Origin of the sequence: Longimicrobium sp. (genome assembly GCF_036280135.1) — a bacterium.
GTDB lineage: Bacteria > Gemmatimonadota > Gemmatimonadetes > Longimicrobiales > Longimicrobiaceae > Longimicrobium.
Window position 1 is genome coordinate 1 of record NZ_DASURI010000915.1, and the last position, 11,253, is coordinate 11,253.

General features: G+C 71.8%; 9 protein-coding genes and 1 pseudogene. 2 read left to right on the forward strand and 8 right to left on the reverse strand.

Features of this window, described 5'->3' with window-relative positions:
- Window positions 1-611 precede the first annotated feature (611 nt).
- The 6 genes from VFZ20_RS29500 to VFZ20_RS29525 form a co-directional block, all read right to left on the reverse strand.
- A complete protein-coding gene (locus tag VFZ20_RS29500) occupies window positions 612-1,403 on the reverse strand; it encodes a DUF5715 family protein (RefSeq protein WP_329687550.1) in 792 nt (263 codons plus the stop codon).
- Between the two features lie 160 nt (window positions 1,404-1,563).
- Window positions 1,564-4,002, reverse strand: coding sequence for a transglycosylase SLT domain-containing protein (locus VFZ20_RS29505; protein ID WP_329687551.1), 2,439 nt, complete (start codon window positions 4,000-4,002; stop codon window positions 1,564-1,566).
- Between the two features lie 235 nt (window positions 4,003-4,237).
- Window positions 4,238-4,696 carry a hypothetical protein gene (locus tag VFZ20_RS29510; protein WP_329687552.1) on the reverse strand — a complete coding sequence of 153 codons (459 nt, stop codon included), beginning with the start codon at window positions 4,694-4,696 and terminating at the stop codon, window positions 4,238-4,240.
- Window positions 4,693-5,253 (reverse strand): nucleotidyltransferase domain-containing protein, encoded by a 561-nt coding sequence (locus tag VFZ20_RS29515; protein WP_329687553.1) that lies wholly within the window; start codon window positions 5,251-5,253, stop codon window positions 4,693-4,695. The genes VFZ20_RS29510 and VFZ20_RS29515 overlap by 4 nt, the downstream gene beginning before the upstream one ends.
- Before the next feature lie 113 nt (window positions 5,254-5,366).
- Window positions 5,367-5,849, reverse strand: a complete 483-nt coding sequence (locus VFZ20_RS29520) for a hypothetical protein (RefSeq protein ID WP_329687554.1) — start codon at window positions 5,847-5,849, stop codon at window positions 5,367-5,369.
- Between the two features lie 6 nt (window positions 5,850-5,855).
- Window positions 5,856-6,446: a nucleotidyltransferase domain-containing protein gene (locus tag VFZ20_RS29525; protein ID WP_329687555.1), complete on the reverse strand. Its 591-nt coding sequence runs from the start codon at window positions 6,444-6,446 to the stop codon at window positions 5,856-5,858.
- Window positions 6,447-6,597: 151 nt separating this feature from the next.
- Between VFZ20_RS29525 and VFZ20_RS29530 the strand changes: the two genes are divergently transcribed.
- Both VFZ20_RS29530 and VFZ20_RS29535 read left to right on the forward strand, forming a co-directional pair.
- The gene (locus VFZ20_RS29530) at window positions 6,598-7,731 is read left to right on the forward strand and encodes a hypothetical protein (protein WP_329687556.1); all 1,134 of its coding nucleotides are present in this window, start codon (window positions 6,598-6,600) and stop codon (window positions 7,729-7,731) included.
- 189 nt (window positions 7,732-7,920) lie between these two features.
- Window positions 7,921-9,270 (forward strand): erythromycin esterase family protein, encoded by a 1,350-nt coding sequence (locus tag VFZ20_RS29535; RefSeq protein WP_329687557.1) that lies wholly within the window; start codon window positions 7,921-7,923, stop codon window positions 9,268-9,270.
- Between the two features lie 269 nt (window positions 9,271-9,539).
- Here VFZ20_RS29535 and nudC read toward each other — a convergent pair whose 3' ends face one another.
- Window positions 9,540-10,376, reverse strand: a complete 837-nt coding sequence (gene nudC, locus VFZ20_RS29540; protein ID WP_329687558.1) for an NAD(+) diphosphatase — start codon at window positions 10,374-10,376, stop codon at window positions 9,540-9,542.
- Between the two features lie 26 nt (window positions 10,377-10,402).
- Window positions 10,403-11,253 (reverse strand): annotated as a pseudogene (locus VFZ20_RS29545) (hypothetical protein); the annotation flags it as partial.

Below are 11,253 nucleotides of genomic sequence, written 5' to 3' on the forward strand. Positions count from 1 at the left end.
GATCATGGTACTACCCTCGTTCGGGAGATCCTCACCGGGAAAGCCCGCCGCCCAGGTGCGAGCGGCGCTGGTGATCCGCAGGGGCAACGCCGGTGCCGCGCGAATTCCCTTGTAGATGCTCGATTTTCCGGATGCGGTCCATCCGCGGTGTCCTGTCTTGGGTACGCCCGATGTCACCCGCCGCGCGTCGCGGGAACCCACTCCGCGGATGGTTTGAATCCAATGTCGATGGGTTCGCGACATCGGAGCCGAATCGTCGCACTCCCGCGTACGCGTCATCCTGAGGAGCGCCCGCGCGCAACCCGAACGTGCATCGGACCCTGGCGCGACGAAGGATCTTGCATGCAAAGCGTGAGGCCGGCTCCAGACCCGGAAGCCGGCCCCGTGGTTCGGACACAAGATCCTTCGTCGCCGCCATGGATCGTGCAACGGTCTGGGTCGCGCGGCGGCTCCTCAGGATGACGCTTTCAGCCGCGGGGAGGACGATGGTCAGGCATATGCCGCGGCGATGCGGCTTTGGAGGCGTAGCCGGAAACGACGAGTGCCCAGGCGGAATCATCCACCCGGGCACTTGGTACTTGGCACTTGCAACTTGGTACTTCTTCCCCGCCCTACCTCGTCGGTATGATCAGCACCTGGCCGGCCACGATGCGGTTGCTGCGCATGTCGTTCGCGTCGCGCAGGCGATCCACCGTGGTGTCGTGCCGCCGCGCGATCTCCCACAGCGAATCGCCGCTGCGCACGCGGTACGTCGTCCGGCTGGGCCGCGACGAGGACGACGAGCTCCCGCGCGACGCCGAGCGCGACTGGGCGGACGACGAGCTTCCGCCCCCCGCGTTGCTCACGTAGCGGCGGTAGGGCGCGGGATACACGGCCACGTGAAAGTGCGGCGGCCGGCGCTCTTCCGTGGCCTCGATCACCCCCTGCGCCTCCAGGTGCAGCAGCGTCTCGCGCAGCCACGCCAGGCACCGCCCGCCCGTAGGCTTGCGGATGTCGATGGCCATCCCCGTGGGGTGCACCGAGCGGTCCGTGGAGTTGCTCAGCCGCAGCGACGTGGGCCGCACGCCGCTGGTGATCACCAGCTTTTCGCCACACACCTCGCGGTACTGCGCGCCCAGCCGCTGCACGAACGTCCGCGTGCTGGACAGCGCGTACGGGTACGACACGCCCGACAGGCGGTAGTCGTCGTTGCCGCTCATCCGCACCAGGTCGCCCTCGCGCGCGGCGCCTCGCACGCCCGTGCCCGTGCGGTAGAACGTAAGGTCGGCCGACCGCGCGTGGTTGTACATGCGGTCGATGCTGGCCGGTGATCCGCGCAGCGACTGCGCGGCCGCCGGCGCCGCGCACAGGGCGAGCGCCGCCGGCAGCACCCACCGCGCGGCCGTTCGGATGTTTTGCATCATCGGGAATCGTTCAGGGGCCGCGGACGGCCGCCGGACGAGAAAGGCGCGGAACGCACGGAAACGCCGCGTCCGCAACAGGATATCCGCGGAAACGGCGGAGGTCAACGCTTACACCCCCACCGCGCCGTGTTTTCGCCCTACGGCGGGGTCCGCGCGAAAGTTACGAGCCGCCGCCGGACAGGCCGGGCGCGCGCTCCGCGCCGTACAGCCGCCGGTAGACCACGGCGTTGCGGATGACCACCTGCACGTAGTGCCGCGTCTCGGCGAAGGGAATGCGCTCGCGAAAGCGGTCCGGGTCGCCGCCGTAGCCCAGCTCGCGGCGCCACGCGTCCGCCCGGCTGGGGCCCGCGTTGTACGCCGCCAGGGCCAGGTCGCGCTTGCCGCCGTAGCGCCGCACCTGGTCGCGCAGGTAGCGCGCGCCCATCCGCAGGTTGATCTCCGGCACGGCCAGCAGGCTGGGATCGAAGTTGCTCACCCCCGCGCCCGGCGCCAGCCAGCGGCCCGTGGCCGGCATGATCTGGCTGAGCCCCGTGGCGCCCACCCACGACTGCGCCCGCGGGTTGAACGACGACTCCTGCCGCACGAGGCCGGCCAGCAGGTACGGATCGACATCGGCACGATCCGCCTCCGCCTCCAGCAGGGCCCGGTACGGAAAGGGGAAGACGACCCGGAGCAGCCGTGCGTCCCACTCGCCGCCGCGGCGCTCCAGCAGCACGCGCCCCAGGCGGATGCCGTCCACGCTGCGGCCGTCGTCGCGCAGCCCCTCCGCCAGGGCCAGCAGCGCGGCGGGCCGGCGGTCCAGGCGCTGCGCCTGCCAGTCCAGCTCCTGCTTCCACGCGTCCTCCATCCCCGCGTCCGCCAGGGCCCGCAGCCGGCGCAGGGCGGATTCCGCCTCCGCCGCGTCGCCGGGGGCGGACGGCCACTCGCGCGTGCCGGCCAGCGCGGCCGCCAGCGGGTCCGCGCCCATGCGGTCGCCCGCGCGGATGGCGTAGTACGACACGGGGTCCGCGGCGATGGCGGCCGCGTACAGGGCCCGCGCCCGGTCCGCCCGCCCCGCGCGCTCGTGGATGACGCCCGCGCGGTACGCCGCCTCCGCGGACTGCTCGCCGGCGGGAAAGCGGCGGACCAGCGCCTCCCACGCGGCCGCGGCGGCGCCGGCCTGGTCCGCCTTGAGCAGCCGGTCGCCCAGGCGAAATCCCGCCTCGCGCGCGTCCGGCGACGCCGTCACCTCCGCCGCGCGGCGGTAGTACGCGATGGCGCGGTCGCGGTCGTCCGACGCATCCCCCAGCAGGAAGAGCGCGCTGCCGGCCGCGGCCGTGCCCGCGCGCTTTTCCACGATCGCCTTCATCTCCGCGTAGCCGTCCAGGCTGCCCAGGCGGCGCAGGGCGCGCGCGGCGTACAGCTCCGCCTCGGCCGCGCGCGCGGGGTCCGGCAGCTGGCGGGCGGCCTGCAGCAGCGCCTCGCGCGCCGGGCGAAAGTCGCGCTCCTCGAACAGCAGCCGGCCCAGGCGGAGACGCGCGGCCCCGTCGTCCGGCGCGCCGGCGCGGAGGGCGCCACGCAGGGCCCGCGCGGCCAGCCCCGGGCGCTTGCCGGCCTCGAACGCCGCGGCGCGCGCCAGCTCCTCGTCCACCGTGCGCGTGCCGGCCATCTCCCCCAGCCGGGTCGCCGCGCGGACCCGGACGGCGCCGGGCACGCGTCCATCCGCCGAGACGCGCTGCAGGACGGCGCGCGCCTCCGCCCCACGGGCCGTGCTGATCAGCAGCCGCGCGTGCTCCAGCGCCAGCTCGGCCGCCTGCGGAGCGCCGTCCGCCGCCTCCAGGCCACGCGCCTCGTCCCCCAGCCGGGTGATGGCGCGCGCCGTGTCGCCGCGAGCCAGCCAGTAGCGCACCTCCGCGCGCGCCTGCCGCAGCCGCACGGGCGCGCTGGCACTGGGCGCGGCCGCCGCGCGGACCACGCCCGCGTCGCCGGCCTGTGCCAGGGCCTCGGCCTGCAGCGCGCGCATCCAGTCCGCCGCCGCGCCGTCCTCCGCCGCCACGGAGAACGCGCGCCCGGCACCGGCCACGTCCTTCGTCCGGCTGAGCGCGACGCCCAGCCGCGCGGCCGCCTCGCCCCGGCGCTCGGCCCCGCGCACGTCCAGGTAGCGGCGATACGCATCCGCCGCCTCCGTCCAGTCCTGGCGCGCGCCGTACGCCCGGCCCAGCAGGTACAGCCCCTCGCCGCGTCCCTGCTTCGCCAGCCAGTCGCGGCCTTCCAGCAGGCGGCGCACCTGGCTCCACCCGTCCCACTCCGCCGCCGCGCGGGCCGCCACGAGCACCACGCGCTCCGGCGCGTCCTCCGGCTTGCGGACGAACCCGCGCAGCGCCTGCCACGCCGCCCACGGCCGCCCCGCCTCCAGGTGCCCCTCCGCGTCGCGGACGGCCAGCGCCATGGCGGCGTGGGTCAGCGGCGGCATGGGGTCGTCCGGCAGGTGCGGCGTGAGCTCCTCCACGGCCGGGATGGCCGAGAGGATGGCGCGCTCGCCGCTGGCCGTGCCGAATGCGAGGCCCGTTGCAAGACCCACGAGGGCCGCGTAGACGGGGGCGGAGGCAGATCGGATCATGCGGGACTGCGGTTGTGCGTGCGGATGCGCGCCCTTTGCCTGGGGACCAGGCAAAGGGCGCGCGCGTCACGGACCCATCGTGCGGACGCGTTTTGCAAAGCGCGATCCATGCTCCCCAAGCCGAACGGAGGCATGGGCTTACACGATGGACACGGATTATCGGGCGTGAGACTTGGATAACCCCGCAGATGGCCGTGGGGTTCCGCTGGGGGACGATCGATGGGCCGTGTTGGGATCAGCCCAGCGTCGCGAGATCGAGCCCTGGGCGCTGATCCCGCAGCCACGCGCAACCGAGCTGGAACAGGCTCGATGCCGCGGAGCGCAGACGGGCCAGATCCTTCTCCTCGGTCGTCGTCCAATCGTAGACGGCGCGATGCCGCCGCTGGCGAATGATGTTCAGCTCCCGGGCAGCCTCCGAGAGATCGCCCGCCCCCAGCGCCGCAACGGCATCGAACGTATGCTGATGGTGGCCGTCGCCGTACACGCGGTAGCCCGCCGCGCGGATAATGGCCGTGGCAGCCTGGAGCGCGCCCTGGTACGCCAGCGTGAACGCGGAGTCGGCATCCAGGTCCGGCAGGGCCGAGCCTCGATAGGTGCGGACCGCCTTGGACCACATCCCCTGAATTTCCTCGTCAGGGGCCGGCTTTTCCTCGAGCTGCCGGCTTTCGAGCATCAGCTTGATGCGCGGTGTCATGCCGTCACCTCCAAATCCAGGGACGCGGGATCGCCCTTCATCCAAACCTTCGGTCCGTCGAGCACGTCCTGGATAAACGTATTGCCGGACCGTATGCGCTCCGCGATCTCGTCGCGCGTATAACCGAGCACATCGATCTCACGGTCGATCAGGAACGAGACCTCGGACAGCACGCGACCGGCGCGCAGTTGCGCATCATCGTCACCGATCAGCAGCACGTCGACGTCGCTCGCGTGCCGTGCGTCGCCCCGGGCCATGGACCCAAACACGAAGGCGCAGTCGATGCCGTTCGCATCCACCAGCGCCTCGCGCACCACGTGGGGCGGATGCACGCAGGAGCGCAGCAGCAGCGTCCATGCGTGCCATGCCGGATGCGCCTCGTCCGCGCGGAAGATCGCTCGTCCGCCCTCTTCTTCCCGCCCCAGCGCCCCGAGGCCGGTCAGCCGCCGCAGTTCGGCCTGCATGGACGCGCTCGGCAGGCCCGTGCGCCGCATGAGCTCGCGGAGGTGAAATCGCTGGCCCGGATGCACTGCAAAGAACACGACCAGCCGCCCCATCGCGGGCGATGGGAAGACCGAAGAGAGCGTAGACGTGGGTCGATCCGTCTTTGTCATGTGCTAAACATTAGCACAGACCGCGTCCGAAAGGAAGACCCCGCGGGCCACGCTCGTCACGTGATACGCCTGGCATCTACTTGCGGGAGCGTGACGTGAGGACGCTGCTGACGCAGGTGCTTCCCTCCGAGCCGGATGATCCGTTCCGCCAGTTGCAGCGCCTCGGCCACCTTTGCCTCATCGGCATCGTCGTGCGCCTCGTACTCGATTGCATGCCGCACGCGCCGAAAGCCGCTCATCCTGTCGAGTGCCTGCTTCAGGTCCCCATCGTCAACGAGGCTGCGGGCGACGTCGAATGTGACGAAATGATGGCTATCGCCGCCGCGCGTCCGGTATCCGCCTGCACGAAGGATCGCAAAGGCGCAAATCCGGGATGCGTCGTACGCCCGGAGCAGGCGATTCGCCGGACTGGTGTCGGAGCTCATGGCGTCATGGTAGGCCGTGAGCACCTTATCCCAGAAGCCCGCCAGCTCCGCATCGTTACCAGGGCGCTCTTCCAGGCGCCGGGCTTCGAGGTGGTTCTGCACGGTGTGGTTCATATCACCTCACGTCACGGGGAGCAGGTCCTCCGACCCGATGACCCATGCCTTGGGCCCGGAGAGCACGTCCAGCAGGTAGCTGCTTCCACGTTCCAGCTTCTGTCGAAGCGATGCGGGTGTGTGGGCGCTGATGTCGATCAGCCGATCCAGCAGCGACTCCGCCTCCGTGGTCGCCCGGCCGATCTCATGCAGCGGCATCTCCTCTTCGACGATGAACAGGTCGATGTCGCTGTCGGGGCGCGTGTCGCCGCGGACCGTGGAGCCGTAGACGAACGCCGCCTTGATGCCGCTCACGCCGATCAGCGCATCGCGCACCACCTCCACGGGATCGGCGTGCTCGCGCAGGAGCGTGCGGAACGCCCGCCAGCTGTCACGCTCCCAGAGCGGCGTGTAGAAGACCTTGCCCCCCTCCTCGGACCGCGCGATCAGCTCCATCCCCTCCAGCCGCGCCAGCTCCCGCTGCAGCGAGCCCGTGCCCAGCCCCGTGCGCTGCTTGAGCGCGCGAAAGTGCAGCCGATCCTCCGGGTGAAGGACGAAGTGCGTAACGAGCTTGAGCGTGCCGCCGGGCAGCAGGTTGTGCAGGGTTCCGTTCGCCATGGACAGATGCTCTCATTCAGGTGGTCCGTACCCAAATCTGGTACACCGCCAGGATCGGATCAAGCCCCTCCGCGACTCCCATCCCGTGTAACGGCACGGGCGTTGCCGCCGTGCGGGGCGGACAACCGACCGCAACCCACACCACCGATCCGTGTCCAACCTCGACAGGGTAACGCTTTCGAAGCCGGGCGGGCGCGCGCCGCGGCGCCGCTGGGAGGCGCTGCGGCTGTCGTTCTTCTGCGAGCTCAACGCGCGCGACCTGGCGCGCCTGTTCGCGGACGAATCCGTCATCCACCTGCTGCGCCGGCTGCGGGCCACCGTCACCATCGGCCTGGTGGACCTGAGCCGCGAGCGCGCCCAGGTGGTGCGCCGGCTGAACGAGGCCGGCGTGCCCGTGGCCGCGTGGCTGCTGCTGCCGGAGGAAGGCGGCTACTGGTGCAACGCCCACAACGCGGGCGAGGCGTGGGAGCGCTACGGCGACTTTGTGGCGTGGTCAGGCGCGCACGGGCTGGAGTGGGAGCGCGTGGGCATCGACATCGAGCCCAACATCGACGAGGTGCGGGCCGTGCGCCGCAGCCCGCTGGCGCTCGTCCGCGCCCTGCCGCGCATCTTTCGCTGCATCGCCGAGAACCGCGAGATGTACCAGGGCCTCGTGCGCCGCATCCACGCCGACGGCTATCCCGTGGACGCGTACGTGTTTCCGTTCATCCACACGGAGCGCGAGGCCGGCACGGAGGTGCTGCAGCGCGTGACGGGGATGATCGACCTGCGGGTGGACCGCGAGATCGTGATGCTGTACACGAGCTTCGCGCGGCCGCACGGGCACGGGTTCCTGGACTTTTACGCGCGGCACTTTCCCGCCGTGGCCGTGGGCGTGACGGGCGGCGGGGTGGAGGAAGGGCTGGCCCCGCCGCCGCCGCTGTCGTGGGACGAGCTCGCGCGCGACCTGCGCCTGGCGCGCCGCCACACGGACGACATCCACGTGTTCAGCCTGGAAGGGTGCGTGGAGCGCGGGTACCTGGAGCGGCTGGTGGACTTTGACTGGGGCGTGCCCGTGGAGACGGAGGGCGCCACGGAGCGCGCGGCCGTCCTTACGAAGCGCATGCGCATCGCCCTGCGCGCGCTGGACAAGCCGCACGTCACCTCGCTGGCGGCGATGGCGGCCGTGGCCGTGCCGCTGGGCCTGCTCGCGCTCGCCAATCGCGCCCTGCGCCCGTCCGATCCATCACGCGGAGAGCAGCCGGAGCCCGAGGCGGAAGCGCCGGCTTCATCCACCGCATCGTAGAAACTGATTTCTCACGCAGAGCCGCAGAGGCGCAGAGGAACTTCGTCACGCGATGAAGTACTCTGCGTCCTCCGCGGCTCTGCGTGAGAATGCTGTTGCCGTTTGTCCTTTGCCCTGGCACACAGGCTGCGCCTCGGAGCGACCTCTCGCGGGCAGGAGGCGGATCCGATGGCGTTCTGGAGGACGACGATGGCGGGACGGGACGATACGGCGGCGATCGAGGCCATCCGCGTGGCGGCGGTGCCCCTCACGGGCGACGAGAACGACTGGGACGCACTGATGGAGCTCATCGGTGACGCGCCGATCGTGCTGCTGGGCGAGGCGTCGCACGGCACGCACGAGTTCTACCGCGCCCGGGCGGAGATCACGCGGCGGCTCATCACCGAGAAGGGATTCTCGGCCGTCGCGGTCGAGGCGGACTGGCCCGACGCCTACCGCGTGAACCGCTACGTGCGCGGCGCCGGCACGGACGTGTCGCCGGACGGCGCGCTGGGCGGGTTCGTGCGCTTTCCGCAGTGGATGTGGCGCAACACGGACGTGGTGGAGCTCGTCGCGTGGCTGCGCGCGCACAACGACGCACTGCCGGACGGCGCGCCGCGCGTGGGGTTCTACGGGCTGGACCTGTACTCCATGTTCGGCTCCATCCAGGCCGTCATCCAGTACCTGGAAGGCGTGGATCCCGAGGCCGCGCGCCGCGCCCGCCAGCGATACGGCTGCTTTCACCGCGTGGGCGGCGAGGACCCGCAGGCGTACGGATACGCGGCCGAGCTGGGCATCACGGACGCGTGCGTGGACGAGGCCGTGCACCAGCTGCACGAGCTTCGCGAGCAGGCCACGCGGATGGGCGGCGACGAGGGCGGCGTGGCGGAGGACGAGCACTTCTACGCCGAGCAGAACGCCCGCCTGGTCAAGAACGCGGAGGAATACTACCGCAGCATGTTTGCCGCGCGGGTGAGCTCATGGAACCTGCGCGACTGCCACATGGCCGATACGCTGGACGCGCTGCTGCGGCACTTCGCGGGGAAGGGAATCGCGCCGAAGGTCGTCGTCTGGGAGCACAACTCCCACCTGGGCGACGCCAGCGCCACGGAGATGGGCGAGGAGGGCGAGTGGAACGTGGGCCAGCTGGTCCGCGAGCGCCATGGCGACGACGCGCGGCTCATCGGCTTCAGCACGTACACGGGCACGGTGACGGCCGCGTCGGAGTGGGACGCGCCGGCGGAGCGCAAGCGCGTGCGGCCGGGGATGGAGGACAGCTTCGAGAAGCTGCTGCACGAAACCGGCATCCCCGACTTCTTTCTCCCCCTGCGCGACAGCGGCCCCGCGGCGGATGCCCTGCGCGAGGCGCGGCTGGAACGCGCTATCGGCGTGATCTACAAGCCGGAGACGGAGCGGTGGAGCCACTACTTTCACGCGCGCCTCTCCGACCAGTTCGACGCCGTGATCCACTACGACACCACGCGCGCCCTGCACCCGCTGGAGCGCACGCCGCAGTGGGAGAGCGCCGAGCCGCCGGAGACGTACCCGACGGGGATCTGATGCGGAGGCGTGGGATGCGAAGGGCCGAGGGGCGGAGCGGATCGGAGCGGATCGGCCGGCTCCTCGCCGAGCGAATGAATTCGCCGCTGGAAACTCGCGAAGTCCGCCTTCGCGGACTGCCCCAGCAAAAGGCCGCCCCGGTACACCAGGGCGGCCTTTCGATCGGTTGAAGCCTCGTTCGCAGAGCGCGTCGGCGCGAGACGGGGCTTCTGGCTGTCCCAGCGGCGGGTTTACCCGCTCAGGCTGGGGCTACGACTGGTTTTCCTCCCCTACTCCGTCGTCTCCAGCGCGGAGGGATCGCCGCCGTGGGCGCGGACCCAGTCGTCGATCATGGCGCGGGCCAGGCTCATCACGGGCGGCACGGCGGGCATGGCATCCACCGTGAACCACCGCGCGTCCTCGATCTCCGCCGGGTCCGGGCGCAGGTCGCCGCCCGCGTACTCCGCCGTGAACGCCACCATCAGCGAGCTGGGAAACGGCCACGGCTGGCTGCCGAAGTAGCGCAGCCCCGCGATCTCGATCCCCACCTCCTCGCGCACCTCGCGCGCGGCCGCCTCTTCCAGCGACTCGCCCGGCTCCACGAACCCCGCCAGCGTGCTGTACATCCCCGCGGGAAAGTGCGGCGAGCGGGCCAGCAGCAGCCGGTCGCCGTCCGCCACGCAGACCAGCACGGCCGGCGCCAGCCGCGGATAGTGCAGCGCGCCGCACTGCGTGCACCGCCGCGCCAGCGCCTCGCCCGAAGCGACCGTCCGCCCGCCGCACCGCCCGCAGAACCGGTGCGCGTGCTCCCACTCCACGATCTCCGACGCGCGCCCGGCCATCCGGTACACGGGGGCCGGCAGCAGCGGATACAGCCTGCGCAGCCGCACGAAGCGCATCCCCGGCGGCTCCAGCGCGCCGTCCGGCAGGGAGACGGCAAAGCAGCGCAGCCCGTCCGCCTCGCCCGCGTCCACCCACACGCCGGACTCCGCATGCAGCCCGGAATCCGCCACGCGGGGAACGCGCACGCCGTCGCCGTCCTCCGCCACGAGCAGCTCGCCGCCGCGAAAGGCGAAGCACAGCGCGCCCGGCGGCGGAGCGTCGTGGGGAGGGGAATTGTCCGTCATCGGCGGATGGAGGTCGGGAGCCCGGCTCAGTTGACGGCGGGCGTGAGAAGGATGGCGCCTTCCTGCCCCGTCTGGGTGTTGAAGCCGGTGCCGGCGATGCGTCCCTCGTCGTCCGTGGCCAGCGCGGCGGTCACCTGCCAGGGCGCGTCGTCGTTCATGCGCTCGCTGATGGAGTACTGCCGCCCGTCGCCCCAGATGATGCCGTAGCTGGCCTGCTGCCCCGGCGCCACGGACTGGCGCGTGCCCGTGCCCACGATCTGCCCCAGCGCGTTGACGCCCGTGATCTGCACGCGCGTGCCGGGGACGACGGGGAGCACGTCGAAGTCGTCGTCCGGCGCGTCGTACAGGAACACGCCGTCCACGTCGCCCAGCGAGTAGCCGGCCACGTGCCCCGCGGAGCTCACGGCGGCGGCCACGGAGCGGTCGGCCGTGGACGGGAGCGGCACGTCGACCCACGCGCCGGCCACGAGCACCATCGCGCGCGATTCGGCGCAGCTCCGCTGGCTGGCGCAGTCGTAGTACGCGGTGATGCCCACCGTGCCGTCGTCCGCGATGCCGGCGGCCTCGCTGCTCGTGGCGCCGTCCGGCAGCAGCGGGGTGATGGCGGCGCCCTGCACCTCGAAGGCGCGCGGCGACGCCTGGGGAAACTGCGACGGCGGGTTCACCGTGCCCACGATGGTGGCGGAGCGGTTGATGTCCACGAAGCTGTACGGCTCCGCGAACAGGCGCGGAAAGGCGCCCACGCCGGCGGCCCAGCCGTACGCGTCCACGGGCGCGTCGCCCACGGCGTGGCAGGTGACCTGGCCCACGGTGAACGACACGCGCTCGCCCAGCGCCTCCGTCCCGCAGCTGGCCGGAACGTCCGGGCCGATGCGGG

Excerpts from the sequence above, each read along its gene's own strand:
- VFZ20_RS29500 (WP_329687550.1), bottom strand. The coding sequence starts at position 1,403 with ATGATGCAAAACATCCGAACGGCCGCGCGGTGGGTGCTGCCGGCGGCG.
- VFZ20_RS29505 (WP_329687551.1), bottom strand. The coding sequence starts at position 4,002 with ATGATCCGATCTGCCTCCGCCCCCGTCTACGCGGCCCTCGTGGGTCTT.
- VFZ20_RS29510 (WP_329687552.1), bottom strand. The coding sequence starts at position 4,696 with ATGACACCGCGCATCAAGCTGATGCTCGAAAGCCGGCAGCTCGAGGAA.
- VFZ20_RS29515 (WP_329687553.1), bottom strand. The coding sequence starts at position 5,253 with ATGGGGCGGCTGGTCGTGTTCTTTGCAGTGCATCCGGGCCAGCGATTT.
- VFZ20_RS29520 (WP_329687554.1), bottom strand. The coding sequence starts at position 5,849 with ATGAACCACACCGTGCAGAACCACCTCGAAGCCCGGCGCCTGGAAGAG.
- VFZ20_RS29525 (WP_329687555.1), bottom strand. The coding sequence starts at position 6,446 with ATGGCGAACGGAACCCTGCACAACCTGCTGCCCGGCGGCACGCTCAAG.
- VFZ20_RS29535 (WP_329687557.1), top strand. The coding sequence starts at position 7,921 with ATGGCGGGACGGGACGATACGGCGGCGATCGAGGCCATCCGCGTGGCG.
- nudC (WP_329687558.1), bottom strand. The coding sequence starts at position 10,376 with ATGACGGACAATTCCCCTCCCCACGACGCTCCGCCGCCGGGCGCGCTG.